The 15394-nt window shown below is 46.4% G+C and carries 18 protein-coding genes; 13 read left to right on the plus strand and 5 right to left on the minus strand.

Annotated elements, in window-relative coordinates; all coding sequences use genetic code 11:
• The first annotated feature begins 67 nt into the window (after positions 1-67).
• From AMJAP_RS03700 to AMJAP_RS03715, 4 genes are read left to right on the plus strand one after another with little or no spacing between them, the layout of a single operon-like run.
• Entirely contained in the window at positions 68-652 is a 585-nt protein-coding gene (locus tag AMJAP_RS03700) for an aminodeoxychorismate/anthranilate synthase component II (protein ID WP_019622430.1), read from the plus strand.
• A gap of 23 nt (positions 653-675) precedes the next feature.
• Entirely contained in the window at positions 676-1701 is a 1026-nt protein-coding gene (gene trpD / locus AMJAP_RS03705) for an anthranilate phosphoribosyltransferase (protein WP_019622431.1), read from the plus strand.
• Positions 1701-2516, plus strand: a complete 816-nt coding sequence (gene trpC / locus AMJAP_RS03710) for an indole-3-glycerol phosphate synthase TrpC (RefSeq protein ID WP_019622432.1) — start codon at positions 1701-1703, stop codon at positions 2514-2516. Before trpD ends, trpC begins: the two co-directional genes overlap by 1 nt.
• A gap of 30 nt (positions 2517-2546) precedes the next feature.
• Complete coding sequence (locus AMJAP_RS03715; RefSeq protein ID WP_019622433.1) at positions 2547-2954, plus strand: OsmC family protein; 408 nt, start codon at positions 2547-2549, stop codon at positions 2952-2954.
• Between the two features lie 65 nt (positions 2955-3019).
• On the opposite strand, the gene AMJAP_RS03720 is transcribed toward AMJAP_RS03715, so the two are convergent.
• Positions 3020-3580: a cysteine hydrolase family protein gene (locus AMJAP_RS03720; protein ID WP_019622434.1), complete on the minus strand. Its 561-nt coding sequence runs from the start codon at positions 3578-3580 to the stop codon at positions 3020-3022.
• A 159-nt stretch (positions 3581-3739) separates the two neighbouring features.
• Between AMJAP_RS03720 and AMJAP_RS03725 the strand changes: the two genes are divergently transcribed.
• The 6 genes from AMJAP_RS03725 to dnaB all read left to right on the plus strand — a co-directional run bounded on the left by AMJAP_RS03725 (position 3740) and on the right by dnaB (position 8293).
• Positions 3740-4657, plus strand: coding sequence for a GlxA family transcriptional regulator (locus tag AMJAP_RS03725; RefSeq protein WP_236588742.1), 918 nt, complete (start codon positions 3740-3742; stop codon positions 4655-4657).
• Between the two features lie 169 nt (positions 4658-4826).
• The gene (locus tag AMJAP_RS03730) at positions 4827-5294 is read left to right on the plus strand and encodes a hypothetical protein (RefSeq protein ID WP_019622436.1); all 468 of its coding nucleotides are present in this window, start codon (positions 4827-4829) and stop codon (positions 5292-5294) included.
• A 205-nt stretch (positions 5295-5499) separates the two neighbouring features.
• Complete coding sequence (rpsF, locus tag AMJAP_RS03735) at positions 5500-5964, plus strand: 30S ribosomal protein S6 (RefSeq protein WP_019622437.1); 465 nt, start codon at positions 5500-5502, stop codon at positions 5962-5964.
• 32 nt (positions 5965-5996) lie between these two features.
• On the plus strand, positions 5997-6224 hold the full coding sequence (gene rpsR / locus AMJAP_RS03740; protein WP_019622438.1) for a 30S ribosomal protein S18: 228 nt from the start codon (positions 5997-5999) through the stop codon (positions 6222-6224).
• Between the two features lie 101 nt (positions 6225-6325).
• Complete coding sequence (gene rplI / locus AMJAP_RS03745; RefSeq protein ID WP_019622439.1) at positions 6326-6772, plus strand: 50S ribosomal protein L9; 447 nt, start codon at positions 6326-6328, stop codon at positions 6770-6772.
• A gap of 138 nt (positions 6773-6910) precedes the next feature.
• Positions 6911-8293: a replicative DNA helicase gene (gene dnaB, locus AMJAP_RS03750; protein WP_019622440.1), complete on the plus strand. Its 1383-nt coding sequence runs from the start codon at positions 6911-6913 to the stop codon at positions 8291-8293.
• Between the two features lie 268 nt (positions 8294-8561).
• Here dnaB and AMJAP_RS03755 read toward each other — a convergent pair whose 3' ends face one another.
• Positions 8562-8996, minus strand: coding sequence for an acyl-CoA thioesterase (locus tag AMJAP_RS03755; protein WP_019622441.1), 435 nt, complete (start codon positions 8994-8996; stop codon positions 8562-8564).
• A gap of 67 nt (positions 8997-9063) precedes the next feature.
• Here AMJAP_RS03755 and AMJAP_RS03760 point away from each other — a divergent pair, with 67 nt between their 5' ends.
• From AMJAP_RS03760 to AMJAP_RS03770, 3 genes are all read left to right on the plus strand, one after another.
• Positions 9064-9702, plus strand: coding sequence for a class I SAM-dependent methyltransferase (locus AMJAP_RS03760; RefSeq protein WP_019622442.1), 639 nt, complete (start codon positions 9064-9066; stop codon positions 9700-9702).
• Positions 9703-9868: 166 nt separating this feature from the next.
• Positions 9869-10180, plus strand: coding sequence for an EthD family reductase (locus tag AMJAP_RS03765; RefSeq protein ID WP_019622443.1), 312 nt, complete (start codon positions 9869-9871; stop codon positions 10178-10180).
• A 204-nt stretch (positions 10181-10384) separates the two neighbouring features.
• Positions 10385-11746 (plus strand): SPFH domain-containing protein, encoded by a 1362-nt coding sequence (locus tag AMJAP_RS03770; RefSeq protein ID WP_019622444.1) that lies wholly within the window; start codon positions 10385-10387, stop codon positions 11744-11746.
• A gap of 116 nt (positions 11747-11862) precedes the next feature.
• On the opposite strand, the gene bioA is transcribed toward AMJAP_RS03770, so the two are convergent.
• From bioA to tsaA, 3 genes are all read right to left on the minus strand, one after another.
• Positions 11863-13158 carry an adenosylmethionine--8-amino-7-oxononanoate transaminase gene (gene bioA / locus AMJAP_RS03775; protein WP_019622445.1) on the minus strand — a complete coding sequence of 432 codons (1296 nt, stop codon included), beginning with the start codon at positions 13156-13158 and terminating at the stop codon, positions 11863-11865.
• Between the two features lie 101 nt (positions 13159-13259).
• Positions 13260-14234 (minus strand): SLAC1 anion channel family protein, encoded by a 975-nt coding sequence (locus AMJAP_RS03780; protein ID WP_019622446.1) that lies wholly within the window; start codon positions 14232-14234, stop codon positions 13260-13262.
• Positions 14235-14594: 360 nt separating this feature from the next.
• A complete protein-coding gene (tsaA, locus tag AMJAP_RS03785) occupies positions 14595-15311 on the minus strand; it encodes a tRNA (N6-threonylcarbamoyladenosine(37)-N6)-methyltransferase TrmO (RefSeq protein WP_019622447.1) in 717 nt (238 codons plus the stop codon).
• Between the last annotated feature and the right edge of the window lie 83 nt (positions 15312-15394).

Below are 15394 nucleotides of genomic sequence, written 5' to 3' on the forward strand. Positions count from 1 at the left end.
CTGCTGCTTGCGGTAATATTATCGGCTCTTTTGTGTAATGTTCTGAATCCAACAGGTCAGGTCCAATATGTTGTTAATGATAGATAACTACGACTCGTTTACCTATAACGTCGTACAGTATCTGGGTGAATTAGGTGCTGATGTTCAGGTCCATCGTAATGATGAGATTACGATTGAACAGATTGAAGCGTTGAATCCGGAGCAGCTGGTTATCTCACCAGGCCCCTGTACTCCTAATGAAGCGGGTATCTCGGTTGCTGCGATCAATCACTTTGCCGGTAAGCTGCCTATCTTCGGCATCTGTCTTGGTCATCAGAGCATGGCTCAGGCCTTTGGTGGGGATATTGTCCGCGCACGGCAAGTGATGCACGGTAAGGTCTCTCCTGTGTTTCATAACAATACCGGCGTATTTAAGGGGTTGGAAAATCCTGTCTCGGTCACCCGTTATCACTCGCTGGTGATTGATAAAAAGACTCTGCCAGATTGCCTTGAAATGACTGCCTGGACTCAGAATGAAGATGGATCTATGGACGAAATTATGGGTGTACGGCATAAAGAGCTGGATATCGAAGGCGTTCAGTTTCATCCAGAGTCTATTCTGACCCAGCAGGGTCATGATCTTCTGGCTAATTTTATTAAGCGAAAAAAATAATTATTGAAGCAGGTAATCATGCGATGGATATTCAACAAGCGCTGACGGTAACTGTTGATCGTCAGGATCTGACGGCTGAGCAGATGAAAGCTGTTATGAACCAGATTATGACGGGAAATGCGACCGATGCGCAGATCGGTGGATTACTGATCGCCCTGCGGATGAAGGGTGAAGCGGTCGATGAGATCACCGGTGCCGCGGAAGCTATGCGCGCTTTGGCGATTCCTGTCAGCGTCAAAGCAAACAATGCAGTGGATATCGTTGGAACGGGGGGAGATGAATCTAATCTGTTTAACGTTTCCAGTGCGTCTTCTTTCGTTGTTGCGGCCGCTGGAGGCAATGTTGCAAAACACGGTAATCGTTCAGTGTCTTCAAGCTCTGGCGCTGCAGATCTGCTTGAAGCGGCAGGCGTGAATCTGGCCATTACACCTGAACAGGTGGGGCGTTGTATTGATGAAGTGGGTGTGGGCTTTATGTTTGCGCCGCAACACCATAGTGCGATGAAGTATGCAATTGGCCCGCGTAAAGAGATGGGCCTGCGTACTTTGTTTAATATTCTTGGGCCGCTGACTAATCCAGCCTCTGCTAAGCATTATCTTCTGGGTGTTTTTGATAAGTCATTGTGTCTTCCCATGGCTGAAGCTTTGTTGGCGCTGGGAGCCAAACACGCGCTGGTGGTTCATGCGTGTGATGGTCTGGATGAACTAAGTCTGGCGACGGATAGCTATGTTGCTGAACTGAAAAATGGTGCAATCCACGAATACAGAATAAATGCAGTTGACGCTGGGTTGGATGTGCAATCGCTTGACGGCTTACAGGTCAGTAGCTCTGCTGAGAGCCGGGCTTTGATTGAAGCGGCCTTTGCCGGTGACAATATGAAAGCGGTCGATATGATTGCACTGAATGCAGGTGCAGCACTTTACGCGGCTGATCTGGCTGAAGACCTGAAGGCCGGGGTGGCCAAAGCGAAAGAGACAATACTAAGTGGCGCAGCGGCCGCAAAAATGAAACAACTGGCCGACTTTACGCAAGGCTTTAAGGGCGAATAATGAACAATCCTGATACTCCCACTATTCTGAAGAAAATAATTGCCCGCAAGCACGAAGAAGTTGCCGAGCGTCAGGCAAAAGTTAGCATCGATGATCTTAAAAAGCAGATTGATGAACAGCGGGGCAGTGCTACGGACCCTCGTGGTTTTGTCGCGAGCATGGCTAAGGCTTTGACTGAAGGTCGTTCAGCGATTATTGCTGAGGCAAAGAAAGCCAGCCCGTCTAAAGGGGTGATTCGAGATTCATTTATTCCTGCAGATATTGCCCAGTCATACGAAGCAGGTGGTGCCAGCTGTTTGTCGGTACTGACTGATGCGGATTACTTTCAGGGGAGCGAGGCTTATCTAATGGAAGCCCGAGCTGCCTGTTCCCTGCCCGTTATACGTAAAGATTTTATTGTTGATCCTTATCAGGTGTATGAAGCCCGTGCTATTGGAGCTGATTGTATCCTGTTGATTGTGGCTGCACTCGGTGACCAGCAGATGGCTGACCTCAATGCGTTGGCCATTGAGTTGGGTATGGATGTCCTGATCGAAGTTCATAATAAGGCTGAGCTAGAACGTTCATTGCCGCTGGGTAATCGCTTGGTTGGAATTAATAATCGTGACCTGCACAGCTTCGAACTTTCACTGAGTCATACTTTTGACCTGTTGGATATGGTTCCCGAAGATCGTATTGTTATTACTGAAAGTGGTATTTTGGGTCGCGAAGATGTTATTGCGATGCGGGAACACAATGTTGATAGTTTTTTGGTGGGTGAAACCTTTATGCGGGCTGAAGATCCGGGTGCCAAATTAGCTGAGCTATTTAAATAATAAAGTTTTAATTAAGAAGATACAGAGACTATGCAAGCAAAAGTAAAATGGGACGGCGATGTTCGTTTCAAAGGAACGACCGGTTCCGGTTTTGATATCACCCTTGATGGTGAACTGAAGCAAGGCCCTCGTCCGATGGAATTGTTGCTGTTAGGCTTGGGCGGTTGCACCTCTTATGATGTGATCGGTATTCTGAAGAAGACTCGTCAGGATGTCGTGGATTGTGTTGCTGAAATCGATGCTGAACGAGCCGATGAAGTTCCTGCGGTATTTACAAAAATTCATGTGAAGTTTGTTGTTTCTGGCCGGGGCCTGAATGAGAAGAAGGTGGAACGTGCCGTTAAACTTTCGGCCGAACAGTACTGCTCAGCTTCGCTCATGCTGGAAAAAGGCGGGGTAGAGATTACCCATAGCTTTGAGATTGTAGAAGTCGAATAAGATTTTCTTGCAGGAAAGGCTAAAGTTAAAAACCGCCGATAAAGGCGGTTTTTTTAGATTTTTTATTAAACTAATTCGCTTAGCAATACGTGAGTATTTTCAACCCGGGCATAGGCAAACGCTAGTGCTGCCATAAAAGATGCATGCACCTGTTCGGCGGGTACTGTTACACCGTTAAATTCTTGGGCGCGGGTGGCGCAGGCGTCTTGAGCGATTATTACGTTGTAACCCAGGTCTGCAGCCGCGCGGGCGCCGGCATCAATACACATATGGCTCATCGCTCCGGCAATAATCAGGTTTTCTACCTTTAGAGTATCCAGAATCTCTTTTAGGCTTGTCTCTTTAAAACTGTTAGCTGAGTGCTTTAAAACGATCGCTTCATTGCCCTGGGCTGCAACGCTGGCGTGAATCTTCGCTCCTTCTGATCCCGGGAGAAAGAAGGGGGCGTCATCCGACTTAAACTCATGACGAACATGCACGATGGGTCTGTTCTGCTCACGGAAAACGGCGAGTAGTTTGGCTCCGTTTTCTGCCGCAGATTGGATGTTCTCCAGCTCCCATTTTCCATTAGGAAAATAGTCGTTCTGAAAGTCGATTAACAGCAGGGCAGTTTGTGGTTGTGTCATATCTATCTCTCTTCGGTCAGCGTCAGTTGATATGGCTATTATCAAGCGGATCATAGTTTTATACTGGAGTCATATTTGACATATTTAAGGCAATAACTGACAAGATCTGTGGCTTTTATGAAAAGTATTAATATTGTGATTTTGTACTACCCCGGAGTTATGAGGTCTGCAATAGAGGGACTGCGGGAGTTATTCGAGTTGGCGAGTCGTTTCGGTCAGGAGCAGCCGCTGGCGCTGTTGTTTAATATACAGGTGTTAGAAAGCTCTGAGTTAGAAGACGTTGATCAGGCATGTCGCGCAGATAATCAGTTTAAGAGCATTCCGCAGGTGGTTATTATACCTCCATGTATCACGGGTAGTTTCTACACCGATGAACAACAGCAGATAACTCGTTGGCTTAAAGAGATGCACGCTTCAGGTTCAATACTTTGCTCCGTTTGTGCCGGAGCCTTTATTTTGGCGCAGACAGGTCTGTTAAATCAGCGCCCGGCAACAACACACTGGATATTGGCTGAGCGTCTGGCAAATAGTTTTCCTGAAGTGCAGGTGGATGATAATAAAATACTGATTAATGATGGTGATTTGATTACCGCTGGTGGGCTGATGGCTTGGCTGGATATGGGCTTAGAGCTGGTTGCACAGTTTGGTAGCCCTGCGCTAATGAGACTGCTGGGAAAGCGATTAGTTGTTGATACTGCTCCTCGTCAGCAACGCTACTATCGTTGTTTTATTCCCCCATTCGATCACGGTGATAAAGTGATTCTTAAGAGTCAGCACTATCTGCAAAGTTGTAGTGATACCTCGGTTACAGTGAAACAGCTGGCAACTGACAGCTATTTGACTGAGCGGACTTTTCTTCGTCGCTTTGTTCAGGCGACCGGATATAGGCCTAAGGAATACATACAACATTTACGGATTAGTAAGGCCTGCGAGGCTTTAGAGGAGTCGTCTGATAGCATTGAAGTGATATCGCTTAATGTGGGGTATGACGATGTTAGTGCTTTTCGAAAAGTATTTATTAAAATTATCGGTCTGACACCGCGAGAGTTCCGGGGCCGATTTAGCTCAATCGAATGAAGTTAACCATAGGTCAATTAGAGTTCTTTTAGATTGACAGCGATCTGTAGAAATAATTAGCTTGTGAATTCTATATAGGTAGTAGACAAAATAGTTTGTGCCTATATTAGGGTTTTTATATATACTCTTTTTTCTTAAAGCGGCTTTGCGGCTTATAAAGGGGAAAATAATGTTACGCAAATGGATATTATTGGGGTTACTGTGTGTTGCTCAGCCGTTGCTGGCAGACCCGTCTCAAATCTATCTGCTAGGTGGTTTTACTTATAAAGGTACGCCCATAACAACCGCTGTGCTTTTAGAAGATAAGCGGGTTATGACGCTTGATCAATGTCAGGACTTCGTCCGTTTTCAGATCCGTGGCAATGAACGCGGTAAAAATTACTTTCGTCATTATGTTCGGATTGAACGTAAAGGGGTGAATATTGTTTCCCGGTATACCTGTCTTGAGACGGATCTAAAGGTTAGTCATTGGAATGATCATGATTTTTATAAGCAGGTTTATTTGATTGATCTGCGTAAGGGGCACAAGTTTACTCTCTTCAAGGATACCAATAGTTGTTGGGCTTCGATCCGTAAAGATCCGGATAAACATAGCCGGCAACTGTTCTGTGCCAAGATGAGTCAGACGGTGAAATAGGGTCTTCAAAGCAAGCAGGCTTCAAAATCTGATCCGAATGCCCTTTCTATTGGCCTGATACCCTTTGTCAGGTTTGTGTTTTACGATTATTCGCGTATAATTTCGCCTCCCTTTGGCTTTGCCATAGAGGAAACTAACTTTAACTCCTTGCTTTCTTCCGTTTTTCGATACGGTGCGAAAGCTGCATAAACCGTAAGGAGCAATAATGCGTCATTACGAAATCGTTTTTCTGGTTCATCCGAATCAGAGTGAACAGGTTCCAGCTATGGTCGAGCGTTACACCAAGCTGATTGAAGAATCTGAAGGTCAAATTCATCGTCTGGAAGATTGGGGCCGTCGTCACCTGGCTTACCCAATTAACAAGATCCATAAAGCTCACTACGTTCTGATGAACGTTGAATGTGCTCAGGAAACTCTGGACGAGTTAACTAACATCTTCCGTTACAACGATGCGGTTATCCGTAACATGGTTGTACGTCGTAAAGATGCAGTTACAGATGTATCTCCTATTAAAGCTGCCGAAGGCCGTGAAGAGCGTCGTCCACGTCGCGATGATCGTTCTGAGAAGCCAGCTCCTGCACCTGCTGCAGAAGCTCCAGCTGCTGAAGCACCTGCTGCAGAGGCACCTGTTGCTGAAGCTCCAGCTGCTAAAGAAGCTGCTGCCGAGTAATCGGTTTAACATTTATTTAGAGGAGATATACCATGGCTCGTTTTTTCCGTCGTAGAAAATTCTGCCGTTTTACCGCTGAAGGTGTTACTGAGATCGATTACAAAGATCTGGATACCCTTAAAGGTTACATCACTGAAACCGGTAAAATCGTTCCTAGCCGTATCACTGGTACTAAAGCTCGTTACCAGCGTCAGCTGGCGACTGCTATCAAGCGTGCACGTTACGTTGCGCTGCTGCCATACACTGACAGCCACCAGTAATTACGGTTAACCTGCATTATTTGATGTGCAGGTGATTAAACAAGTTTCAGCCCGTTGATGTTATGCATTGATGGGCAAGAGTAAATATAGAGGTTTGCGAGATGGAAGTTATTCTGCTCGAGAAAATTGGCAAACTGGGTGGCCTGGGTGACAAGGTTTCCGTTAAGCGTGGTTATGGTCGTAATTACCTGATCCCTTTCGGCAAAGCTGTTCCTGCTAACGCTGGTAACCTGGAAACTTTTGAAGCGCGTCGTGCTGAGTTGGAAGCTGCTGCTTCTGAAAAACTGAGCTCTGCTCAGGCTCGTGCTGACCAGCTGAACGAAATCGAACTGTCTATCGTAGCCAAAGCTGGTGACGAAGGTAAGCTGTTCGGATCTATCGGTACTGCTGATATCGCTGATGCGATCACAGCGGCAGGCATCGAAATTTCTAAGAGCGAAGTTCGTTTGCCAGAAGGCGCATTGCGTCACACTGGTGAATTCGAAGTTGCTATCCAGCTTCACCCTGAAGTAACTGCTCATGTCGGCATCATTGTTGTTGGCGACTAAGCATTACTTTTGATCTGATTTAATCAGATCAGGTGAGTTAAGAAGCACTGCGTAGTATTATACTGCGCAGTGCTTTTTTTGTTTTAGGGCTGTTGAGTTGTTCAGCGGCTATTGGTTTCTGTCGAGGTATAAGGTTTTATGGATTATCTGGATCCTGATTCAGCAGATATGGAGGGTGTAAAAGTCCCGCCCCATTCACAGGAAGCCGAGCAGTCTGTGCTGGGTGGATTGATGCTGGATAACAACGCCTGGGATACTGTTTCAGAAATCGTGATGGAAGATCAGTTCTATCGTCATGACCACCGTTTGATCTTCCGCACCATCGAAAAACTGGTTGGCAACATGCAGCCAATCGATGTTGTTACTATCTCTGAAGAACTGGACCGTACCGGTAACCTTGATGCGGCGGGTGGATTAGACTATCTGGTCGAACTGGCTCGAAACACCCCCAGTGCTTCTAACATCCGTGCTTATGCTGAGATTGTCCGGGATCGTGCGTTACTGCGTAAGATGATCAATGTTGCGCATGAAATTGCTGATAACGCCTTTATGCCTGAAGGTCGGGCCAGTGGTGACCTTCTGAGTGAAGCGGAACAGATGATCTTCCAGATCGCTGAAGATCGTCCCAATGAAGGTGGCCCTATTGGCGTAAACCCACTGCTGAAAAAAGCAGTGGATAAAATTGATGAACTGTTTAATTCCGATGGTGCGATGACGGGAGTGACCACTGGCTTTGATGAGCTGGATAAGGCGACCGGTGGTATGCAGCCTTCTGATCTGATTATTGTCGCGGCACGACCGTCTATGGGTAAAACCACTTTTGCAATGAACCTGGTTGAAAATGCGCTGATGGCGCAGGATAAGCCGGTATTAGTCTTCAGTCTTGAGATGCCCGCGGATCAGTTGGTAACGCGGATGTTGTCCTCGTTGGGGCGAATTAACCAGACTAAGGTACGTTCCGGTAAGCTGGAAGAGGATGATTGGCCGCGTCTGACCACTGCCGTAAATATGTTGCGGGATAAGCCTCTGTTCATCGATGATACTGCGGGAATTAGCCCAACAGAGATGCGTAACCGGGCGCGTCGGATTGTTCGTGAGCATGGTGGTATCGCTATGATCATGGTCGATTACCTTCAGTTGATGCAACTCAAGGGGGGGAATAGTGAGGGTCGTACTGCGGAGATTTCAGAGATTTCCCGCTCTCTTAAGGCTTTAGCGAAAGAGCTTGAGTGTCCGGTAATTGCTCTGTCACAGCTTAACCGAGCTTTGGAGCAACGGCCGAATAAGCGTCCGGTTAACTCGGACTTGCGAGAATCGGGTGCTATCGAGCAGGATGCTGACGTGATTATGTTTATCTATCGGGATGAGGTCTATAACGAAGACTCACCAGATAAAGGTATCGCTGAAATTATTATCGGTAAGCAGCGTAACGGGCCGATCGGTAGTAATCGTCTGGCCTTCATTGGTCAGTTTACTAAATTTGAGAACCTGGCGCCGATGGCATACCAGGAGTATGAATAAGTAAGGCTTAAGTTGACGTTAAAAAAAACCGCCCAAATGGCGGTTTTTTTATTTGCACCTGCCTAAGAGGTAGGTGTTTTATGCACAGCCGTTTTAATCTTTAGTTATAAACAGAAACAGGGCCACAAAGCTGTGTGTAACTCTGGGATAACCATTCTAAAGCCCGTAGCATGGGGCTTTTAGGTTATGGGTTAAAAACCATTCAGTGATTATTTTCCTGTATAAAGCTTAATCAGTCGGCGTTACAAATTGTGTGCTTAGTGCGCAATTATTCGGCAATTTTTACAATTCGGTTCTGAAACTCTTCAGGTACTGGGATAACTTTACGCTCATTGTAGTCGAAGAAGATGATGCCGGTTTTAGCATGAGCGATCTCAACGGCGGTCTTTTTGTTGCTTAATAGGTAGTAGATATCGCAACCGTATTTATTAAAGTCACCAACCGCAATATCGATCTGCACCAAGTCGGCATGGAAGCCTTCAGCTTTATAGACGATCGCTGAATCGGTCATAACAATGCCGGCCCCTTCGATATCCAGCTCACCATAATTATATGAATTTAGAAAACGTACCCTGGCTTCATGTACCATGGCCAGAACGGCATCGTTACCCAGGTGTCCGCCGTAGTTAATATCGCTAATGCGTACCGGCATTTCGGTGCTGAAGCTATAATTGTCGGGCATATCAATTTTGATACGTGCCATAGGTAAAGCTCCTGAAAAATAAAAGAATTTTTTGTTGTTACAGTCCAATAATAGTGGATGCACTGAGATGAGTCTACGCAGAATAAACCCGTATCATCGCTGGTTATTCCCCTGGTTGCTGGACCGGGTGTCGAAGGTGGTTGCGCCGGAACGGGATCAGTTACTTGCTCGGGCCGAGGGTGTGGTTCTTGAGGTGGGGGCGGGCACCGGTACTAGTTTTTCCTGTTACCAGCATCAAGTGACTCAACTGTTGGCGTTAGAGCCCGATACAAGTGTTGTTGCCAGGGCAAGGAAGGTGCTGTCAGCTTTGCCACCTAAGCAGCAAGCTAAAATTGAGTTGTTGGTAGCTGATGCGATGGCGATACCGCTACCGGATAGCAGCTGCGATACAGTGGTCTGTTTTCTGGTTCTCTGCTCGGTACCAGAGCCCTTACAGGTACTGTCTGAGATAGCGCGGGTGTTGAAGCCTGGCGGAAGCCTGTTATTTTTTGAACATGTGTTAGCCGACAGTGAGAAGGTGCAACGCTGGCAACACCGTCTTAACCCGTATTGGCATCGTTGTGCAGGGGGCTGTCAGCTGAATAGGGACACGGCAGAGTATATTCGGCAGGCGGGATTTGATATCCAGGAAGCGCAACGATATCAGCACGACTTGTTTCCGGTTTTAGTTCGTCAGCTAGTAACCGGAGTAGCAGTAAAGCCTTAGCTGGTAGTGTGAGTCATAGCAAAGAGGTGAAGCTTTAGAGAGGTGAACCTTATTTGCAGAACGATGGCGATAACAGGTTTAGTGAAAGAGGTTAATCAGGGCTAAATGAATCGGGTTAATAAGCTACAATCCTTTTAACACTATGTATAAAGAACAAGGATAAGAGATGATTAAAGTAAGTGTCATGTACGCCAACTCTGCTGATGTGAAATTTGATATTGATTACTATTGTCAGACTCATATGCCTTTGGTTGCAGAACTGTTGGGTGATGCATTAAAAGAGAGTGCGGTAGATTATGGAATGGCGGGCGGAGCACCTGGAGAAGCGCCAGCTTTTGTTGCTATGGGGCATATGACATATGAGTCAGTCGGGACTTTTCAAAAAGCCTTTGGCCCACACGCCAAGCAAATAATGGCGGATCTGCCCAACTTCACTGATGCCCAGCCTGTTATTCAAATTAGTGAAATAAAGATGTAAAGCCTGGCGTTGTAATATGCCTATTTGATAATTAAAGAATCGCTGTCAGGCGATTTTTTTATGTGTGCTGAAATCTGCTTTAGTTCTTATGAAATTTACAAGAATTATTCAAATTCATGTGAAAATAATTTTATATAAATCAATTGGTTGGTGTAAAATCGATCATTAATAAATAATGACTTAAAATCGACGAAAGGGATTTTCATGACCGATGTTACCGAAAAAATTAAATCTAACTCATCGCTGATGGCTAAAACAGTGTTGGGGGTTATTGCACTACTTATATTGTTTTACGTCCTGTCTAAATCATTTTTCTATGCTGAGCCAGGTTATATCTATCATGTACGTACTGTTACCGGTAATGAGGCAGTCGTTACTGAGGTAGGGTATAAGTTCTATCCGTTTGGGCGATATAACTCCTGGAAGCGCGCGATGACGGTTCAGGCGGCTACCGGAGCAAGTATCAACGCGATTAGCGCTGAAAAAGATACCGATAATGCTTCAGCCAGTCTGCCACCGTTAAGCATTATGTTCCTGGATCAGGTGGATGCGCATGCGGAAGCAACTGTGCGTTTTTCTATTCCCTCTGACGAAGAGTCTTTCCTTAAGTTAGCACACGAATACCGTTCTCCGGAAAACCTTTTAAGAACTGCGCTTCTACCGGCATTCAAAGAAACCCTGCAAGCTAATGCATCATTGATGGCTGCAGAAGAGTATTACGGAGGTGGACGTACAGAGTTTAACTCAGAATTTGAAAACCAGATGAGCAATGGTATTTTTCTGGTAAAACGGGAAGAAGTATCGGTTAGGTCTACGCGCGGGACATCGGGTTCAGCAAATGCTGCGCTGGGTACCGATCAGGAGGCTTATGGTGAAGATACAAAAACGGTATTCCTGGTTAAGAAAGTGATGGATGCTGATGGTCAGCCCCGCCGTAAATCCCAGCGCTTTATTGATTTTGGTATTACGGTGGTCTCTGCGTTAGTAACAGATATGAAACCTAATCAGAAATTTATTGAACGTATGCAGCTTAAGCAAAAAGCTTCTGCTGATCGGGCGATTGCCCGTGAACAAAGGGTTCAGGAAGAGGAGCAGCGCTTGCTTGCTATAGCCCGGGGTGAGCGAGAAGTGGCTGAGCGTCAGGCGCAGGCTAAAGTGGAGCAAATCCAGAAAACGACGGAAGCTGAAACTGAGAAACAACTTGCGATAACGGGGGCTGAAAAGCTAAAGGCTGAAGCTGCAATTTCCAGAGAAACGGCTGAGATTAATCTGGAAAAAGCAAAGATAGAAGCTCAGACTCAGCGTACATTGGCAGATGCTGAAGCCTATCAGAAGAAAGTTATCCTGCAAGCGGATAACGCACTGGCGCAAAAGCTAGACGCTGAAGTTCAGATTCAACGGCTTTGGGCTGATGCGTTTGCTAAGCGTAAAGTGCCACAGAATGTTTTTGGCGGAGGAGCGGGCGGTGCGCCGGTTGGTAATGATGCTGAAACCAAAGCCTTTATGCAGATGCTGACGCTGGATGCGGCAAAACGTTTGAGCTACGAAAGAGAGATAACTAAGTAGATACTTGCTTTAGTTCTGCGACTTACTAAACGGGAACTTTGTTTTCCTTGCCAGAGCCAGCACAAAAAAGCCGCCATGGGCGGCTTTGTTTTTTTGGTGAAGCGAGCAAGGATGCCTTACTGCTTTGCAGAATACTCTCGAATAACCTCAAGCATCCCCGTTGTCAGTATCTGCAAATCATCATTGGACATGACATAAGGCGGCATAACGTAGACTAGTTTGCCAAAGGGGCGTATCCAGATACCCTGCTCGACAAACAGGGGCTGAATTTCTGCAGTCACTACGGGCTCTTTTAGCTCGACGACACCAATAGCGCCCAAACAACGGACTTCAGCAACTGAGTCCAGTTCAGCGCAAGGAGCCAGTCCCTGCTTCAATTGTTCTTCGATACGGCCGATATTACTTTGCCAGTCGGATTCCCGCAGTAGTTTCAAGCTGGCATTGGCGACCGCGCAAGCTAACGGATTTCCCATAAAGGTGGGGCCGTGCATAAAGCAACCTGCGCCGCCAGCAGAGATCGTTTCACCTACTTCCGTCGTAGTAAGTGTGGCAGCCAGTGTCATATAGCCACCGGTAATTGCTTTGCCCAGGCAGAGAATGTCAGGGGTGATGTCTGCGTGGTCGCAGGCAAACAGTTTACCGCTGCGGCCAAAACCAGTGGCGATCTCATCAGCGATAAGCAGCAAGTTATATTGATCACAAAGCACGCGAGCTTTTTTCAGGTATTGGGGGTGATAAAACCGCATGCCGCCGGCGCCTTGAACAATAGGCTCTAAAATTAGCGCGGCGATCTCATGATGGTGTTCAATAATCATTTGCTCTAGTTCTGAGCAATCATTCTCATCCCAGGGCTGGTCAAATTTTATTGTCGGAGCAGGAGCAAAAAACTGTTGCGGCAGTGCACCGCTAAAAATTTCATGCATACCGGTTATCGGGTCGCAGACCGACATAGCCCCGAAGGTATCGCCGTGATAACCGTTACGGATAGTGAGTAGCTTATGTTTTTCAGGTTTGCCCTTGGCGTGCCAGTATTGAATCGCCATTTTTAAAGCGACTTCGACAGCTACAGAGCCGGAGTCTGCAAGAAAAACTTTTTGCAGAGGCTCGGCGGTCATCTCGACCAGCTGTTGGCAAAGCTCGATGGCTGGCTGATGGGTCAAGCCACCAAACATGAGGTGGGAGACTTTATCTATCTGTTCATGTGCCGCGGCATTCAGGGCGGGATTACTGTAACCGTGAATGACTGACCACCAGGATGCCATGCCGTCGATCAGCTCTGTTCCATCTTCCAGTGTTAGACGTACCCCTTGGGCTGAAATTACAGGGTAAGCGGCGGGTGGGTTAATCATTGAAGAGTATGGGTGCCAGATATGCTGCTGGTCAAAGCGGACCTGTTCGCTGGAAATGCTCATACTTATACCCCGTGAATAATGCCGTTGTGAAAAAATACACTGAATAAAAACCGGGCTATTACAGCCCGGTTTTAAACAGAAAGCAAATCAACTAAAGCAATTTATTCTGGCTGACAGATCTCATTACGTATGACCGCTAGCAGCGTACGGAAGAGCAACAGGGAAATGACGGCGCTGGCTAAACCTATGAGGATCATGGCCAGGTAATAGAAAAAAGGTTGCTCCAGAGTGGTATACATGACCTGAGCAGCAATGGCAGAAGCGGCCAGCGGGAAGGAATAGGCCCACCAGGACATAAAGAATTTGATCCGGGCGAAGCGTGGTAGCTGACTTAGCAAAAGTAGTATCAGAAACATGGCGGAGTAAAACAAAACGCGGGCAAAGCTATCCAGTTCACCGTTGAGTTTCAGGTATGAGATAAATCCGACCGCAGGAGGGGCGATAAGAATAAAGAGTGTTGGTAGCATTTTGCCAGAAAGAGGATCATGAAAGATCATTCGGTTAAGCACGAGTGTTTTTAAAATGATCCAGTAGACCAGACCGATCGAAAAAAAGAACCAGCTTACCTCGGAATAGCCGTGCTCAACGCCGGCAATGGGGACCAGAATGTTGCCTACAACCGGGATAAACCAAGCGGGAGTTATATGTGCGATCTGAAATTTTGGGTGATGGATCCACTGGTTCAGAACGTATACAGTAAATAGTAAGTGTAGAGCACTGCCGCTAGCCCAGACAAACAGTGATAACGTCTTTGATATCTCTAGTGTTGCTACGCTCAGTAGGATCAGACTGATGCTGAAGGCGGGAAAGAAGCTGAGTTTGATTGGATGATTAAACTCACCTAACACTGCGCGTGTTTTTAGCATTATCTTTAGCAGGTAAATTAAGACAATGATCAGAAACAGGCAAGCTGTCAGGGTCAGCAGTACATGGCTAATAATAGGGGGAGCGGAAAACACACTGACTGCTTTTTCCCAGGCAAGCGTCAGTCCAGTCATGCCCATAATCATCGCGAAAAAGGTGATTGGGAAGTGTTCCAGCTTTGAGGCTGAGGTCTGTTCTGACAATTCGCTCATGCATTTAAATCTCAGTTAGAAGAGTTAAGTAAAGAATGCTTAATTGGGTAACTCTGCCTGAGAGCCCCGCTGATTCGTTTAATTAGAATAATCTAATATATTAGTTTATCTTAAAATTAAAATCTAATGAAATATTATTCATCCTTTCAGCATTATTTCAGGTTGGAATTTTATAGTGGTCACAACTTCTTAGGGGAAGCTCGACTAGTGGATGGCGAGACATTTCCTGCGACAGATAAGGAGTAAAATGTAATTGAAGAATCGTGGTTTAAGTAAAGATTGAAATGCAAGGCTCTCTAGTACTGATATTTAGTACCCTCTTTGGCAGCGCTCGCGCTGCTATTTTTTTGTCTGAAATTTTTAAGAATCTAACACTATCACTGTTACTTGTACTGAGGATTCGCTGACGTTCCAGCGGATATTCAGGTCATGTAAGCGAATGCCGTATTCTCGTGTTTCAGGTTTGTTCTTATGGTAGGCAGGACGGGGGTCACAGAGTAATACTTCACTGATTTGCTGTTTCAGTGGTTGATTCAGACGACTGCTGTGTTCGGCTAATTGGAGTTCGGCAGCTGGACTGAAATTGACCGGAAGGTCCAGGGTTTCAATTGAACTGGCCAGACCGAACTCTGCCTCTGAAATAATATCAGCATAGGGCAGATAGGGTTTAATATCGATAATTGGGGTTTGATCTAACAGGTCTGCACCTTCGACGTCCAATAGAATTCGGGAGCCTTCTGAGCGTATTCTCTCAAGCTTAACTGGTGACAGGCCGATAGGATTTGGCCGGAAAGGAGAGCGGGAAGCCAGTACCCCTAATTTCTCATTGCCTCCAAGGCGGGGCGGGCGAACCAGCGGAGACCAGCCTTTGCCAACGCAAGCGCTAAAAATAAACAGCAGCCATATATGACTGCACTGTTCCAGGCCTCTGACAGCATCGAGGGTGTTGTAAGGTGGTAATAGCTCGATAGTGGCGGTCATCGAACGGGCCAGACCTGGCTGGCGAGGGATGCCAAATTTTTCTTTATATCCGCTGTGGATAACCGCTACTGGTTCAAATGTTATGCTGGAAGTCATCTTTTACAACTGGCCGTTGAAGTGAAAACAGCGCTGTCTACAACGGGGCAGGCGCGCTGAATTGAGCAGGCTCTATTCTGCTC

Source organism: Amphritea japonica ATCC BAA-1530 (assembly GCF_016592435.1).
GTDB classification, from domain to species: Bacteria; Pseudomonadota; Gammaproteobacteria; order Pseudomonadales; family Balneatricaceae; genus Amphritea; species Amphritea japonica.